The organism is Salmonella sp. A7, from assembly GCF_020181675.1.
Lineage (GTDB): Bacteria > Pseudomonadota > Gammaproteobacteria > Enterobacterales > Enterobacteriaceae > Salmonella > Salmonella enterica.
Map to the genome: position 1 here is coordinate 4,261,073 of NZ_CP084001.1, position 15,965 is coordinate 4,277,037.

At 53.1% G+C, this 15,965-nt stretch carries 16 protein-coding genes; 5 read left to right on the plus strand and 11 right to left on the minus strand.

Features of this window, described 5'->3' with window-relative positions; translation table 11 throughout:
* Positions 1–639: 639 nt before the first annotated feature.
* Positions 640–1,170 carry a single-stranded DNA-binding protein SSB1 gene (gene ssb1, locus LCS67_RS20680; protein WP_000168322.1) on the minus strand — a complete coding sequence of 177 codons (531 nt, stop codon included), beginning with the start codon at positions 1,168–1,170 and terminating at the stop codon, positions 640–642.
* Positions 1,171–1,417: 247 nt separating this feature from the next.
* Between ssb1 and uvrA the strand changes: the two genes are divergently transcribed.
* The 3 genes from uvrA to LCS67_RS20695 all read left to right on the plus strand — a co-directional run bounded on the left by uvrA (position 1,418) and on the right by LCS67_RS20695 (position 5,155).
* Positions 1,418–4,243 (plus strand): excinuclease ABC subunit UvrA, encoded by a 2,826-nt coding sequence (gene uvrA / locus LCS67_RS20685; protein WP_080183760.1) that lies wholly within the window; start codon positions 1,418–1,420, stop codon positions 4,241–4,243.
* Between the two features lie 131 nt (positions 4,244–4,374).
* Complete coding sequence (locus LCS67_RS20690) at positions 4,375–4,830, plus strand: hypothetical protein (protein WP_000432200.1); 456 nt, start codon at positions 4,375–4,377, stop codon at positions 4,828–4,830.
* The gene (locus tag LCS67_RS20695) at positions 4,817–5,155 is read left to right on the plus strand and encodes a hypothetical protein (RefSeq protein ID WP_000146597.1); all 339 of its coding nucleotides are present in this window, start codon (positions 4,817–4,819) and stop codon (positions 5,153–5,155) included. The genes LCS67_RS20690 and LCS67_RS20695 overlap by 14 nt, the downstream gene beginning before the upstream one ends.
* Here the strand turns inward: LCS67_RS20695 and LCS67_RS20700 are convergent, their stop codons facing one another.
* From LCS67_RS20700 to dnaB, 6 genes are all read right to left on the minus strand, one after another.
* Positions 5,156–5,512 (minus strand): MmcQ/YjbR family DNA-binding protein, encoded by a 357-nt coding sequence (locus tag LCS67_RS20700; RefSeq protein ID WP_000155665.1) that lies wholly within the window; start codon positions 5,510–5,512, stop codon positions 5,156–5,158. It abuts the gene before it with no gap.
* A gap of 2 nt (positions 5,513–5,514) precedes the next feature.
* Positions 5,515–5,931, minus strand: a complete 417-nt coding sequence (locus LCS67_RS20705) for a secondary thiamine-phosphate synthase enzyme YjbQ (RefSeq protein ID WP_000270392.1) — start codon at positions 5,929–5,931, stop codon at positions 5,515–5,517.
* 128 nt (positions 5,932–6,059) lie between these two features.
* Positions 6,060–6,773, minus strand: coding sequence for an acid phosphatase AphA (gene aphA / locus LCS67_RS20710; protein WP_000724435.1), 714 nt, complete (start codon positions 6,771–6,773; stop codon positions 6,060–6,062).
* Positions 6,774–6,959: 186 nt separating this feature from the next.
* Positions 6,960–8,153, minus strand: a complete 1,194-nt coding sequence (gene tyrB, locus LCS67_RS20715) for an aromatic amino acid transaminase (RefSeq protein ID WP_000486919.1) — start codon at positions 8,151–8,153, stop codon at positions 6,960–6,962.
* A gap of 185 nt (positions 8,154–8,338) precedes the next feature.
* Positions 8,339–9,418 carry an alanine racemase gene (gene alr / locus LCS67_RS20720; protein ID WP_001147297.1) on the minus strand — a complete coding sequence of 360 codons (1,080 nt, stop codon included), beginning with the start codon at positions 9,416–9,418 and terminating at the stop codon, positions 8,339–8,341.
* A 31-nt stretch (positions 9,419–9,449) separates the two neighbouring features.
* Complete coding sequence (gene dnaB / locus LCS67_RS20725; RefSeq protein ID WP_000918353.1) at positions 9,450–10,865, minus strand: replicative DNA helicase; 1,416 nt, start codon at positions 10,863–10,865, stop codon at positions 9,450–9,452.
* 64 nt (positions 10,866–10,929) lie between these two features.
* Here dnaB and LCS67_RS20730 point away from each other — a divergent pair, with 64 nt between their 5' ends.
* Positions 10,930–11,913: a quinone oxidoreductase gene (locus LCS67_RS20730; RefSeq protein ID WP_000235555.1), complete on the plus strand. Its 984-nt coding sequence runs from the start codon at positions 10,930–10,932 to the stop codon at positions 11,911–11,913.
* A gap of 174 nt (positions 11,914–12,087) precedes the next feature.
* Here LCS67_RS20730 and pspG read toward each other — a convergent pair whose 3' ends face one another.
* From pspG to LCS67_RS20745, 3 genes are all read right to left on the minus strand, one after another.
* Positions 12,088–12,330, minus strand: a complete 243-nt coding sequence (pspG, locus tag LCS67_RS20735; RefSeq protein ID WP_000891414.1) for an envelope stress response protein PspG — start codon at positions 12,328–12,330, stop codon at positions 12,088–12,090.
* A 167-nt stretch (positions 12,331–12,497) separates the two neighbouring features.
* Positions 12,498–13,496 carry a tRNA dihydrouridine(20/20a) synthase DusA gene (gene dusA, locus LCS67_RS20740; protein ID WP_001182224.1) on the minus strand — a complete coding sequence of 333 codons (999 nt, stop codon included), beginning with the start codon at positions 13,494–13,496 and terminating at the stop codon, positions 12,498–12,500.
* An 87-nt stretch (positions 13,497–13,583) separates the two neighbouring features.
* Positions 13,584–14,894 (minus strand): conjugal transfer protein TraF, encoded by a 1,311-nt coding sequence (locus LCS67_RS20745; protein ID WP_001039335.1) that lies wholly within the window; start codon positions 14,892–14,894, stop codon positions 13,584–13,586.
* 246 nt (positions 14,895–15,140) lie between these two features.
* Here LCS67_RS20745 and zur point away from each other — a divergent pair, with 246 nt between their 5' ends.
* A complete protein-coding gene (gene zur / locus LCS67_RS20750; RefSeq protein WP_000416269.1) occupies positions 15,141–15,656 on the plus strand; it encodes a zinc uptake transcriptional repressor Zur in 516 nt (171 codons plus the stop codon).
* A gap of 99 nt (positions 15,657–15,755) precedes the next feature.
* Here zur and LCS67_RS20755 read toward each other — a convergent pair whose 3' ends face one another.
* Positions 15,756–15,965: a CsbD family protein gene (locus LCS67_RS20755; RefSeq protein ID WP_001030592.1), complete on the minus strand. Its 210-nt coding sequence runs from the start codon at positions 15,963–15,965 to the stop codon at positions 15,756–15,758.

The following is a 15,965-nucleotide window of genomic DNA, read 5'->3' on the forward strand; positions in this document are numbered from 1 at the left end:
TTCTTTTTAATACGCGTTATAATCATACGTATTTAATAAATTTGCCTCCAGAGGATAAAATGAATTTTCACAATTAAAACATAGGGTCATAGGGACTTCAATATAACTTAAATCATTAAAAATATAATAAGCGGGGAGTAAAAAATCAGAATTGCGTAAAAAAAATACATAAATAAAACCATTTTTTATATAAAGCCAGCTATAAGTAACAAGTTTATCTTCAGCAATTAAAAATAAAGCAAGATGAACATATCATATTTGACCTCATCACAAGCTAAAGCAAACATTTAATTAACTATTGATAATACCGACCATTCTCTAACGTTATTTTATAATATCTTTTTGTTGTCAAAAAATGGCTATAAATTATATATTTTGCAGATGAGATTTCTCTTTCATATTTAAGACAATCCGGGTTATTGCAGTACATTTATGAACTTCGGCTGGATAATGATGTGCCGAGGCGAGTCGGCCAGAGGCGATAAGCGACATTTTTCCGTAAGATATGCGCTTCTCTTTTTTGAAAGGGAGACAAAGACAATAATACCAGGTAAGAAAATGCCTGGTTTACACCAGGCATTTCAGCAGACGAGAACTATAGCGAAAATGCAAATAACGCTTTGAGTTTTTTACCAAAAATCAGAACGGAATGTCGTCGTCAAAATCCATTGGCGGTTCGTTAGACGGCGCTGGCGCGGATTGCTGTGGACGCGACTGCGCGCCGCCGCTGAACTGGTTGCCGCCCTGTGGCTGCTGAGGTTGTTGCGGTTGACCCCAACCCCCCTGCTGCTGACCGCCTGCCGGTGCGCCGCCGCCCTGACGACCACCCAGCATCTGCATCACGCCGCCGATCTGCGGAACGTTAATTTCAGTCGTATAGCGTTCCTGGCCACTCTGATCGGTCCACTTGCGGGTACGCAATTGACCTTCGATATACACCTGAGAACCTTTACGCAGATATTCGCCGGCCACTTCCGCCAGTTTGCCGAACATCACCACCCGGTGCCATTCAGTCTGCTCTTTCATTTCGCCGGTCTGCTTATCGCGCCAGGATTCAGAAGTAGCCAGCGTTAAGTTGGCGACAGCGCCGCCACTCGGCATATAGCGTACTTCCGGGTCCTGGCCCAGATTACCAACGAGAATCACCTTGTTTACGCCTCTGCTGGCCATAATTGAGTCTCCTGAATACGTTTCATAAATAGTGTAAACGCGTGAGTGTACCATTTCCACGTAGCATTTTAATAGCTGCGATGCAGGTTCCAGGTCACTCGCGCGAACCTCATATTGTTGCATACTTTAGCTGAAGATGCATTCCAATACTGTATATTCAAACAGGTTAAATTGTGTCATAATTAGCCGTTTCTGCCGTTTGTCCTTCAAACAAACCAGGCATCCGAGTCTCTACCGGGAAAGGTGAATGGATAAGATCGAAGTTCGGGGCGCCCGCACCCATAATCTCAAAAATATTAACCTCGTCATCCCACGCGACAAACTGATTGTCGTGACCGGGCTTTCGGGTTCAGGCAAATCCTCACTGGCTTTCGACACTCTGTATGCCGAAGGGCAGCGTCGTTACGTTGAATCGCTCTCCGCTTACGCGCGGCAGTTTTTGTCGCTCATGGAAAAACCGGATGTCGACCATATTGAGGGGCTATCGCCCGCGATCTCAATTGAACAGAAATCGACATCGCACAACCCGCGCTCTACGGTGGGTACTATTACCGAGATCCACGACTACCTGCGCCTGCTGTTTGCCCGCGTGGGCGAACCGCGTTGTCCGGATCATGACGTGCCGCTGGCGGCGCAAACCGTTAGCCAGATGGTCGATAACGTGCTGTCACAGCCGGAAGGCAAACGTCTGATGCTGCTGGCGCCGATTATTAAAGAGCGTAAAGGCGAACACACCAAAACGCTGGAAAATCTGGCAAGCCAGGGTTACATTCGCGCCCGTATTGACAGCGAAGTCTGCGATCTCTCCGATCCGCCGAAGCTGGAGCTGCAAAAGAAACATACCATTGAGGTGGTGATCGATCGCTTCAAAGTTCGCAACGATCTTTCCCAACGCCTGGCGGAGTCGTTCGAAACGGCGCTGGAATTATCCGGCGGCACGGCGGTTGTTGCCGATATGGACGATGAGAAAGCGGAGGAGCTTCTGTTCTCCGCCAATTTTGCCTGTCCGATTTGCGGCTACAGTATGCGCGAGCTGGAACCGCGTCTGTTCTCGTTCAACAACCCGGCAGGCGCCTGCCCGACCTGTGACGGCCTCGGCGTTCAGCAATATTTCGATCCGGACCGCGTGATCCAGAATCCCGACCTGTCGCTGGCAGGCGGCGCGATTCGTGGTTGGGATCGTCGCAATTTTTACTACTTTCAAATGCTCAAGTCGCTGGCGGAACACTATAAGTTCGACGTGGATGCGCCGTGGGCAAGCCTCAGCGCCAACGTACACAAAGTCGTGCTGTACGGTTCCGGCAAAGAGAACATCGAATTTAAATATATGAACGATCGCGGCGATACCTCCGTGCGCCGCCATCCGTTCGAAGGCGTGCTACATAATATGGAGCGCCGTTATAAAGAAACGGAATCCAGCGCGGTGCGCGAAGAGCTGGCGAAATTCATCAGTAATCGCCCCTGCGCCAGCTGTGAAGGAACGCGACTGAATCGCGAAGCGCGCCATGTATTTGTGGAAAATACGCCGCTGCCTGCTATTTCCGATATGAGCATTGGCCATGCGATGGATTTTTTCACTAATCTCAAGCTTTCCGGGCAACGGGCGAAAATCGCCGAAAAAGTGCTAAAAGAGATCGGCGATCGCCTCAAGTTTCTGGTGAACGTCGGCCTGAACTATCTCACGCTCTCCCGCTCGGCAGAGACGCTTTCCGGCGGCGAAGCCCAGCGTATTCGTCTGGCGAGCCAGATAGGCGCCGGGTTAGTCGGCGTGATGTATGTGCTGGATGAACCGTCCATCGGTCTGCACCAGCGCGATAACGAACGGCTGCTGGGTACGTTGATTCATCTGCGCAATCTTGGCAATACCGTGATTGTGGTGGAACACGATGAAGACGCCATCCGCGCCGCCGACCATGTGATTGATATTGGCCCCGGCGCGGGCGTTCACGGCGGCGAGGTGGTGGCGGAAGGCCCGCTGGAAGCCATTATGGCGGTACCGGAATCGCTGACCGGCCAGTACATGAGCGGTAAACGCAAAATTGAAGTGCCGAAACAACGCGTGCCGGCAAATCCAGAAAAAGTGCTCAAACTCACCGGCGCGCGCGGCAACAACCTGAAAGATGTGACCCTTACGCTACCGGTAGGGCTGTTTACCTGTATCACCGGCGTCTCGGGTTCCGGTAAATCGACGCTGATTAACGACACGCTGTTCCCCATCGCCCAGCGTCAGTTAAACGGGGCGACTATCGCCGAACCGGCGCCGTATCGGGATATTCAGGGGCTGGAACATTTCGATAAAGTGATCGATATCGACCAGAGCCCGATCGGGCGCACCCCGCGTTCCAACCCGGCGACCTATACGGGCGTCTTTACCCCGGTTCGCGAGCTTTTTGCTGGCGTGCCGGAGTCTCGCGCGCGCGGCTATACGCCAGGGCGATTCAGCTTCAACGTGCGCGGCGGTCGCTGCGAAGCGTGCCAGGGCGATGGCGTCATTAAAGTCGAAATGCACTTTCTGCCGGATATTTACGTGCCGTGCGACCAGTGCAAAGGCAAGCGCTATAACCGGGAAACGCTGGAGATTAAGTACAAAGGCAAGACCATCCACGAAGTGCTGGATATGACCATTGAAGAAGCGCGTGAGTTCTTTGATGCGGTTCCGGCGCTGGCGCGTAAGCTGCAGACGCTGATGGACGTGGGGCTGACCTATATCCGTCTTGGTCAGTCGGCGACGACGCTTTCCGGCGGCGAGGCCCAGCGCGTGAAGCTGGCGCGCGAACTGTCGAAGCGCGGCACCGGGCAGACGCTGTATATTCTCGACGAGCCGACCACCGGCCTGCACTTTGCTGATATTCAGCAGTTGCTTGACGTTCTGCATCAGTTGCGCGATCAGGGCAACACCATCGTGGTGATCGAACACAACCTGGACGTCATTAAAACGGCGGACTGGATTGTCGACCTCGGCCCGGAAGGCGGCAGCGGCGGCGGCGAAATTCTCGTCTCCGGTACGCCGGAAACCGTGGCGGAGTGCGAGGCGTCGCATACCGCCCGCTTCCTTAAACCTATGCTCAAATAACCTTCACGCCGCTTTCCGATTCGCCGGGAAGCGGCATCATTTTTCCTCATCCCACCTCATTGTATCCGTGTTGAGCATTTGTGATTTGCGTGCCGCCTCGCTCTGACATGTGATAGCGCAAACGGTCTGTTATGGAAAACACCATGAAGTTGCCCTACGCAATCACACTACTGCTGTGCCTGTTTTTATCCGCCTGTATACTGCCTGACCGCTTTAGCGCCGTGGCTTTTCAACAACTGACGCTATTACAAGCGCGCTCAACCCGCTTCCTGCAGGACGCGGCGCAAATACCGTGGCAAAAAGAGACACTGCTCAAGGATGACCGCGATATCCGCCAGACATTTTTTCAGGCTGAGCGGGTCGCCCGTCAAGGTGGGGATAAACACCGACTCGATAATCTGGCGCTGCTGAAAAATCACTATTTGCGTCTTTATGCGCGGGTTATACAACGTAAGCAACCACTTACTTACATCCAGGCTGAGAGATACCAACAGCAAAATAATCAGGTCTGGAAATTAGCCATACAGGGTGAGTGTCTGCATTGGGGCGCCCGCTGTACTCAGGGAGAAGAAAATGGCGTCTATTAACGAAATACATTACCTGATGACCACCGCCCGGGCCGAACATCCTGTAGCCTCCTCGGCGATTGCCGAGTTTATCCAGGCGTATAAGCAGGCAAGAGAAGACAGCGACGACGGTATCCGCGAGTCCGCCGCGTTTATCGCCCGCGCGCTTCAGGAACATGCTCGCGGCTGGCTGGACGACGATGATATGATTATTCTGCTGGAAGGACAGCGGGACCTCGCCAGGCTACGCGCCAATAATGCGCAAATCGCCCTCGGCAGCCGTATCCGGTCTACGGTCATCCGCCTCATTGATATCGCCCTGGCGTTGTTGGTCGGCGCGCTATAATCAGGACTGCGGCAACTGCTTGCGTTTATCTTCCGGCAGCGCATTTACCGCCTGTTGATAAGAGGCATCGACCAGATAATAGAGTTGTGAATCCGGCAGCGATCCGTCCAGATAGACCGTGCTCCAGTGCGCTTTATTAAGGTGCCGACTCGGTCGTACATCGCTGTGCTGCTGACGTAACAACTCTGCCAGTTCCGGGCTGGTTTTGAGAGAGGCTGCCGGGCGTCCTTCAACTTCTTTTACCATCGCGAAAAGTACATCTTCCACTTTAATTTGCGTCGCTTTCCAGTCGCTGTGGACGCTCTGCTCTGCGCCAGGTTTTGCCATGCAGTATTGCAGTAATTCCGAAATGGTCATTATCATTCCCCTTGTAGTGTCGCGATGATTTTACGTGGACCGCCGTGAATACGGTGCTCTCCCAACCAGATACCTTGCCATGTTCCTAACTGTAAACGCCCCTGGCGTACAGGCAGCAGCAACGAGACGCCCAATACTGACGACTTAATATGCGAAGGCATGTCATCTGCGCCTTCGTAATCATGTTCATACGCCGCATTATCGGGAACGGTTTTCAGGAAATGGCGCTCCATATCAGCGCGCACGGTGGGATCGCAGTTTTCGTTTAACGTCAGCGAGGCCGAGGTATGTAGTAACAACAGATGCAGCAAACCCGTTTCGACAGGCGGTAAGCCAGACAATTTATCGATAATTTCATCTGTTATCAGATGAAACCCGCGCGGCTTCTCGCTCAGTGTAATGGTGCGCTGATACCACATAGGCTGCTCCTTCCTAAAAACAAACGTCTCCTGAATAGTGTGCAGCAAGTCTGGAAAAGGTAAAAGCCAGCGGGGCAAGTTTGTGCAAAAATCATGCAAAAAAGGAGAGCCTGTCGCTCTCCTGATTTTTAGTACTCCGAGTTGACAATGACTTCCTCGCCAAACGCTCCTGCCTGCGGCAGCGGTTTGTAGGTGGAGTTAGCCGCGCGCAGGATGCGAATACCGCGGATACCACAATCACGAGCCGCGGTAATATCGTTATCCGAATCGCCGTAGAAGATACGCATGTTCTTCTCCTGCAGCCACTGTACTTTCGTATTTTGTTCCGGTTTATCGCCGGCGAAAATCACCGGATTCATATTCGCCGCCGGAATATGGAAGTTATCCGCCAGCGTTTTCGACACGGTTTCCGTTTTCGTCTGACTACGACCAGTGACAAAGTAAATACTGTCGCCACGGCGAACATGCATATCAATGAGCTGTCGGGCCACTTCTTTTGGAATACTGAACTCATCCCAGCCGTTGTTCATTTTTTCCCAAAAGGCCGGATTTTTCAGATAATCGTCGCTGTCCGGGGAGTAGGTTTTCTTTCCGCGCCAGAATCCGGGGCTGGAAAATAACACGGTGTCGTCAATATCAAAGCCGACCGCCATCGGCGGGCGTCCGGTGAGGCTGTTTTCAATCTGGGCGACAGAGACCCAATGGACAGGCGCTTGTTCCGCGAGTTTTGCAACGTTAGTGCCCGGATTGAGCGTCGAAGGGGAAGATACTAACGCATTCGCGGAATGGTTTAGCGTAAACAACAAACAGACGGCACTTAGCGCCAGGGTTATTTTTTTCATACTTTTCCCTTAAAATTCAAAATATTATAATTATTAAGATGAGTCTTTGCTCAAAAAACTATCTGACCATAACGCCAGTAACGGTCAAAAGGAAGGATTATCTGCGGTTTTGTTACGAAAAAAGAGGATGATCACAACAGCTATTGTCAGACCGGAGGGCACTGTTATCGCCGTCCGGCCTGAATATTACATGACAGCGGCAAATGCCTTCGCCACGCGGTGTACATTTGAAGCATTAAGCCCGGCGACACACATGCGGCCACTGGCAATCAGGTAAACGCCAAACTCATCGCGCAACCGCTCGACCTGCTCCTCGCTTAACCCGGTATAGCTGAACATACCGCGCTGCTGTAACAAGTAATCAAAGTTGCGGTCAGGCATCTCCGCCTTCAGCTCCTTCACCAGCGTCTGGCGCATCGATATAATGCGGTTACGCATCGCGTCGACTTCCGCCAGCCAGCCCGCTTTTAACGCCTCATCGCCCAGGACCGTAGCGACCACCTGAGCGCCGAAACACGGCGGACTGGAGTAAATTCGGCGCACCGTCGCTTTTAGCTGTCCCAGAACCCGCGCGGCAATTTCAGCATCTTCACACACCACGGACAGGCCGCCGACGCGCTCGCCGTACAGCGAGAAAATCTTCGAAAAAGAATTACTGACTAACGCAGGTAACCCGGCGCTGGCAATGGCGCGAATAGCGTAAGCATCCTCGTCCATGCCTGCGCCAAACCCCTGATAGGCAATATCAAGGAACGGAATCAGATCGCGCGCTTTCACTATCTCAATCACCGCATCCCATTGCGAAGGCGTTAAATCCGCCCCGGTCGGGTTGTGACAACAGGGGTGCAGCAGCACGATACTGCGCGCAGGTAACGTATTCAGCGTGGTCAGCAGATCGTTAAAACGGATGCCGTTAGTCGCGTCGTCATACCAGGGGTAAGTACTCACTTCGAATCCTGCCCCGGCAAATATCGCAATATGGTTTTCCCAGGTGGGGTCGCTCACCCATACGCCTGCGTCGGGGAAATAACGCTTCAGGAAATCCGCGCCCACTTTCAGCGCGCCGGAACCGCCTAATGTCTGGATAGTAGCCACGCGCTGTTGCTGAAGAACCGGGTGATCGGCGCCAAAGAGCAAAGGCGCGATAGTATGGCGATAAGTATTGAGTCCTTCCATCGGCAGGTACAGCGAAGCGCCATGCGGCTGCGCGTTAAGCCGGGCTTCGGCTTCGGCCACCGTTTTGAGCTGTGGGATAATCCCGTCTTCGTTGTAATACAGGCCAATGCTCAGATTTACTTTGTCGTGACGGGAGTCGTCTTTAAAACGCTCCATCAGTGAAAGAATCGGATCGCCGGCATAGGCGTCAACTTTTTGAAACACGCGATGGTTCTCCAGGTTTACAGAGGGCAGGAAATAACACAATAAACCGGAAGGACGAGAAGATCGAGAGGATGTTGTGGTGGATGCGCATATTGCCGGATGGCGGCGTGAACGTCTTATCCGGCCTACAGCCAATGCGCGAGACAAGCCGGATAAGCGCAAGCGCCACCCGGCCTGCCGCGTATTTAATCAATATACTTCATCGCCACCCTTGAAGTCAGGCGCGTGATAAGTTCGTAAGCACTTACTTTTGTCATTTCAGCGATACGTTCAACCGGCAGACCTTCGCCCCATAAGACCACCGGATCGCCCGCGTTATCCTGCGCGTTTGGCCCCAAATCCACGCAAATCATATCCATCGCCACCCGCCCGACAATCGGGACTTCACGACCATTGACCAGTACTGGCGTACCGGAAGGCGCCGCTCGTGGGTAGCCATCGCCATAACCCATCGCCACCACGCCCAGGCGCGTGTCGCGCTCACTCACCCATGTCCCGCCGTAGCCCACCGGTTCGCCCGCTTTGTGGTCACGCACCGCGATCAAACTGGAGGTTAAGGACATCACCGGCTGAAAACCAAAATCAGGCCCCCAGGGTTTGTGTTCCAGCGGCGATACGCCATACAAAATGATGCCCGGACGCGCCCAGTCAAAGTGAGACTGCGGCCACAGCAGAATACCGCCAGACGCGGCAATAGAGCGCTGACCGGGTTTACCCTGACAGAAGGCATTAAAAATGTCGAGCTGATGTTCGGTAGCGCCGCATTCCGGCTCATCCGCACGGGCAAAATGGCTGACGATATTCACCGGCTGGCGTACATTTTTACAGTGCGTCAGACGCTGGTAGAACGCCTCCGCCTCTTCGGGACGCACGCCGAGACGATGCATACCGGTATCCAGTTTCATCCAGACCGTTACTGGCTCCGCCAGCTCCACCGCCTCCAGGGCGGCAAGCTGCTCCTGATTATGTACGGCGGTATGCAGACATTGCGCGGAAATGGTCGGCAGATCGGCGGCGTCGAAAAAACCCTCCAGCAGCAGGATAGGCTGCGTGATCCCGCCCGCTCGCAGACGTAGAGCCTCTTCAAGACGCGCCACGCCAAAAGCGTCAGCATCAGGGAGCGTTCGCGCGGTCTCCAGAAGACCGTGTCCATAAGCGTTCGCTTTCACCACCGCAACCAGCTTACTGGCAGGCGCCAGTTCACGCAGACGTTGCAGGTTGTGTCGCAGAGCGCGGCGGTTAATGACGACTGTTGCCGCTTGCATTTGAATTCCTTGTTAACAGAATGACGGAGAGTTACTCATCATCGTATTGCGGTCCCGCATAGTTATCGAAGCGCGACCACTGACCATTGAACGTCAGACGAACCGTACCGATAGGACCGTTACGTTGCTTACCAATAATAATTTCAGCAATGCCTTTTAAGTCGCTGTTCTCGTGATAAACCTCATCACGGTAGATAAACATAATTAAGTCGGCATCCTGTTCAATAGAGCCGGATTCACGCAGGTCGGAGTTCACCGGACGTTTATCCGCGCGTTGTTCCAGAGAGCGGTTAAGCTGCGATAGCGCCACGACCGGCACCTGGAGTTCCTTCGCCAGCGCTTTCAACGAGCGGGAAATTTCGGCGATTTCCAGAGTACGGTTATCAGAAAGCGACGGCACGCGCATCAATTGCAGGTAGTCGATCATAATCAGACTTAACCCGCCATGTTCGCGGAAAATACGCCGTGCGCGCGAACGGACTTCTGTCGGCGTAAGACCTGAGGAGTCGTCAATATACATATTGCGTTTCTCCAGCAGAATGCCCATCGTGCCGGAGATTCGCGCCCAGTCTTCATCATCGAGTTGACCGGTACGAATACGTGTCTGATCGACGCGGGACAGCGAGGCCAGCATACGCATCATGATCTGTTCACCGGGCATCTCCAGACTAAAGATCAGTACCGGTTTATCCTGCAACATCGCCGCGTTTTCGCAGAGGTTCATCGCAAAAGTGGTTTTACCCATGGAGGGACGCGCCGCGACGATAATCAAATCCGAACGCTGTAACCCTGCCGTCTTTTTATTGAGATCCTGATAGCCGGTATCCACGCCTGTAACGCCATCGTGCGGTTGCTGGAACAACTGCTCAATACGCGCCACGGTAGCGTCGAGAATCTGGTCGATGCTTTTCGGACCTTCGTCTTTGTTGGCCCGGTTTTCCGCGATCTGGAAGACGCGCGACTCCGCCAGATCCAGCAGTTCGTCGCTATTGCGCCCCTGTGGATCGTAACCAGCGTCCGCAATTTCATGCGCCACCGCGATCATATCGCGGACCACGGCGCGTTCGCGCACAATGTCCGCATAAGCACTGATATTCGCCGCGCTTGGCGTGTTTTTAGACAGCTCCGCCAGATAGGCGAAACCGCCGACGCTGTCCAGTTGGCCCTGCCGCTCCAGCGATTCCGCGAGCGTAATCAGGTCGATAGGACTGCCGCTTTCCTGCAAGCGCCCCATCTCCGTAAAGATATGGCGATGCGGGCGGGTATAGAAATCTTCCGCCACCACGCGCTCGGCCACATCGTCCCAGCGCTCGTTATCCAGCATTAAACCGCCCAACACCGACTGTTCCGCTTCAATCGAGTGCGGCGGTACTTTTATCCCGGCAACCTGCGGATCGCGGTCGCGGGCATCAGTCTGTGGTTTGTTGAAGGGTTTATTTCCTGCCATAGTGAATGGAGTTACCGAGATAGTGATTGGGTCGAAAGATTACCACATTTCTTTTGGAGGAAGCATGGCAACGCGTATTGAATTTCACAAGCATGGTGGTCCGGAAGTGCTTCAGACCGTGGAGTTTACGCCAACGGAACCGGCGGAACACGAAATCCAGGTTGAGAACAAAGCCATTGGTATCAACTTCATCGACACCTATATCCGTAGCGGACTCTATCCGCCCCCGTCGTTGCCTGCGGGCCTGGGAACCGAAGCTGCGGGTGTGGTCAGTAAAGTCGGCAACGGCGTGGAGCACATTCGCGTCGGCGATCGCGTCGTCTACGCGCAGTCAACGCTCGGCGCTTACAGTTCCGTCCATAACGTCCCCGCAGATAAAGCCGCGATTTTACCTGACGCCATTTCCTTCGAACAGGCGGCAGCCTCTTTTCTCAAGGGATTGACCGTTTTTTACCTGTTGCGCAAAACCTATGAAGTGAAACCCGATGAACCCTTCCTGTTTCATGCCGCTGCGGGCGGCGTCGGTCTGATCGCCTGCCAATGGGCGAAAGCGCTGGGCGCGAAGCTTATCGGTACCGTCGGTAGCGCGCAAAAAGCGCAGCGGGCGCTGGACGCCGGCGCCTGGCAGGTAATTAATTACCGTGAGGAGAGCATTGTAGAACGGGTAAAAGAGATCACCGGCGGCAAAAAAGTCCGCGTGGTCTATGACTCCGTGGGGAAAGATACCTGGGAAGCCTCACTGGACTGCCTGCAACGTCGGGGACTGATGGTCAGTTTCGGCAATGCGTCCGGCCCCGTCACCGGCGTGAATTTAGGTATTCTGAATCAGAAAGGTTCCCTGTATGCCACGCGACCTTCACTACAGGGGTATATTACGACGCGTGAAGAACTAACCGAAGCCAGCAATGAATTATTCTCATTGATCGCCAGCGGCGTGATTAAAGTTGATGTGGCTGAAAATCAACGCTATGCGTTAAAAGATGCCCGTCGCGCGCATGAAGTGCTGGAAAGCCGGGCCACACAGGGCTCAAGCCTGCTGATTCCGTAATAGCTCTGCAAAGAAATTGGGCTTCCACCCGGGAAGCCCTTTCTTTTTTTGTTCGGCTGTATGTAGGGTACAGCGCGATGAATTCGTTACCTGCGCAATCATGACAGATTTAATAATCGATTCCTATTTGCCTGTGAGGGCAAAGTTCCAGGTTGTGACGAACCGCTCAATACCTTAGTAAAACCGACGGTTATTGCGCTGATACTGTGGGATTTTTGGCGTTTTTACTGCTTTGATCACCCACACCACAGCCACCGCCAGCAGTAGCCACGGTAACAGCTTGATCATCAGGGCGAACATTCCGCCCAGGAACATGACGGCAGTCGCTACAACCAGCGCGGCCAGAATGCCCAGCAAGGAGACGCCCGTCACCATTAACATCAGAAAAAAGCCAAGCACAAAAAGTAGTTCCAGCATAGTCGCTCCCCATAAAGATGGCATTGCCCGGCGGCACGGCGCTTACCGGGTTTGGTCAGGTAAGCTATTACAAAAATCATGCCAATATTTATGTTTTTGATATATAAAGAAAATACCCTGCAAGACTGCACAGAGCGTGGTGAGATTGACTAATTTTTGGCGAACTTTTAACGCTTGTCTGCTACCAGTTTTAGCGCCTGCTCCAGTACAGCAACATCCGCGCCAGCTTTATGGGCGTTTTCGCTCAGATAGCGACGCCACTGCCGCGCGCCGGGGATGCCCTGGAACAACCCCAGCATATGGCGAGTGATATGCCCCAGATACGCTCCCTGGCTCAACTCACGCTCAATATAGGGATACATCGCGCGAACCACCGCAACCGGGTCGGCATCGGTGGTATCGGCGCCAAAGATCTCCCGATCCACCGCGGCCAGTATACCCGGATTCTGATAAGCTTCGCGGCCAACCATGACGCCATCCATATGGCGCAGATGCTCCTTCGCCTCTTCCAGCGATTTGATGCCGCCGTTAATGGACATGGTCAGGTGCGGAAAATCCCGCTTTAGCTGATAGACGCGCGGGTAATCCAGCGGCGGGATCTCACGATTTTCTTTCGGGCTTAAGCCAGAAAGCCAGGCTTTGCGCGCATGGATAATAAACATCTCGCATTCGCCCTGACCGGAAACCGTATCGATGAAATCACACAGAAACGCATAACTGTCCTGATCGTCAATACCAATGCGGGTTTTTACCGTCACCGGAATCGAGACGACATCACGCATGGCTTTAACACAATCGGCGACCAGTTGCGCATTGCCCATCAAACAGGCGCCAAACATACCATTTTGCACGCGATCGGAGGGGCACCCCACGTTGAGGTTAATTTCATCGTAGCCACGCGCTTCCGCCAGCTTTGCACAATGCGCAAGCTGAGCCGGATCGCTTCCACCAAGCTGTAGAGCGACCGGATGCTCTTCTTCGCTGTAAGCCAGATAGTCACCCTTACCGTGAATAATCGCGCCCGTGGTCACCATTTCGGTGTAGAGCAGCGTCTGGCGAGACAGCAAACGCAGGAAATAGCGGCAATGTCTGTCCGTCCAGTCGAGCATAGGCGCGATGGAGAAGCGATAAGCAGGAAAAGCGGAGGACTGGGTTTCAGGCTGCATGGCGAATAAATAAGCATCCGGTTAAAAAAGGGGCGTTACTATAGCATAACGCTAAACCGGAGGCGTAGCGCCTCCGGTGAAAGCACCTCAGAATGTCATTGTAAGCTGCGCGCCTGCCCCCCAGGTTTCATCTTCGCCGTACAGTCCCATTAAGTCGAGATGCACGCGGTTAAAGGGCGCAAAGCCAAGACCGCCGGTAACCACATTGCTATCGTTATTTTTCACATCCGCACGATACCCTGCGCGCACCGCCAGCCATGACAACGGTCGAACTTCAGCGCCGACACCCACGTACTGTGAATTGTCTTCGCTCTTAAAGCCTTTCGTTTCCGTCAGATCGCCATCGGCGCTTACGGTCAGCAAATCGTTATGCCATGCGATGCCCGCGGTAACCAGGGGGCGGATTTGGTATGTATCTTTGTAGTTGGTGGTTTCTCCCGTCATACCATTAGTGATGTAAATATCTTTCGTATCGATATCGCGAGATACCAGATTTTGCCCGCTCAGCCCCAGCGTCCAGTTTTCACCGATATCGGCAGCAAGCCCCGCATCAATGTTAAAACCCGTATCATCATTGCGATAACGGCTGCTATTCCAGTCGCTACTGTCGTAGTTATAAATTGAGGTGGTGTAGTTATAGAGCCAGGTTTTTTGCAGTTTTGGCGTAACGCCAATGGAAACAGGCACCTCGCCCACCACAAACTGCTTCGCCAGCGCAATACCGTAGTCAGATACAATCGCTACCCGCCCCGACGCGGTAGAGTTTAAATGCTTTGTAATTTCGTCAGACCCCAATAAAGCAGCGCGTCCTGCTTCACGAAGCGCAACACGTTCATCATGCTGGATATCGCGCAGATACTGAATATCGTTCTGATCAATGGACGAACTCACGCGCCCATGCGCATAACCTTTGGCGATAAACGCCACGGAAAGCGTTTGCCCTGGAATACTTACCGCCAACCCGGCGCCGGCATTGGCGCGAGCGGTTTTTCCGTTGAGATATTCCAGCTCATCGGCCAGGTCGCGCGCGGCGCCCTGAAATTGATTCAGCACGCCTCGCGGATTGAGCAGAATTTGCCCCAGCGTAAGGTTATCGACGACCTCATCGTAGTAATCCACTTTATCGCTGATATCGTCAATTTCATCCTGGAGATTGTCTTTATCCGTAATCTGGACGCCGACCGCAGGAAGGACAACAGTGATATTGTCTTCCGGTTTGGCTTTTGCCAGTAACGCCGGATTTAATAGTACTCCGCTGCCATAATTCGCGGACGCAACGCCCGTCCCGCCCATTGCGTCATTACGCGCTTCCGTCCAGGTATTGGCGGCGCTCGCCTGCTTTGCCATAAAAAGCGAGACCGCGATAGCAATCAGTGAAAGTTTGACGTTTTTGTTCACAGTTAGCCCATCTTATTATCAGGTGAAGTAATCCCTCCGCCACGCTTTACCGGACAGAGGCGAACTATTGCTGTGAAATAGTGATGTTAAATCCTGTTGTTATAATATCGACCCTCATTAGGTATAGATGAGAATACTGGCGCGGAAAAGCTTAGCAGGCGATATATTGTCGCGGGGTAATTTCAGAGTTTTAAGCAGCTCGTGGTAAAGTAACGGATTAGACTTTCATGCCATTCGAGGTGCTACATGGAAAAGACCACAACGCAAGAGTTACTGGCGCAAGCTGAAAAACTCTGCGCGCAGCGCAACGTGCGCCTGACGCCTCAGCGCCTCGAAGTGCTGCGCCTGATGAGTCTGCAACAGGGTGCCATCAGCGCATACGATTTGCTCGATTTGCTGCGCGAAACGGAACCACAGGCCAAACCGCCCACCATTTACCGCGCGCTGGATTTTTTGCTCGAACAGGGTTTTGTCCATAAAGTGGAATCCACCAATAGTTATGTGGTTTGCCACCTGTTCGACCAGCCGACGCACAGCTCGGCCATGTTTATCTGCGATCGTTGCGGCGTGGTGAAGGAAGAGTGTGCCGAGGGCGTGGAAGACATCATGCATATGCTGGCGGCTAAAATGGGCTTTGCGCTACGACATAACGTTATTGAGGCGCACGGTCTGTGCCCTGCGTGCGTAGAAGTGGAAGCGTGTCGCCATCCGGGCGACTGTGGTCACGATCACTCGGTGCTGGTGAAGAAAAAACCGCGTTAGCCTGAACGGAAAAACGGGCGGCAGTAGAGAGGGGCACGCCCGCATTCATAAGCAAACAGTGGGAAGCACATCCATGTACTCCTGGTAGGGGAAAACATATTACCAGCGATAGTTGTTACGGGTTTCCCAGTCAACAACCTCTTTTTCCGCCTGATCTTTTTGGTAACCGTAACGCTCCTGGATTTTACCTACCAATTGGTCGCGTTTACCTTCGATAACGGTCATATCGTCATCGGTCAGTTTGCCCCATTGTTCTTTCATTTTACCTTTAAACTGTTTCCAGTTACCGCCGGCTTCGTCTTTATTCAT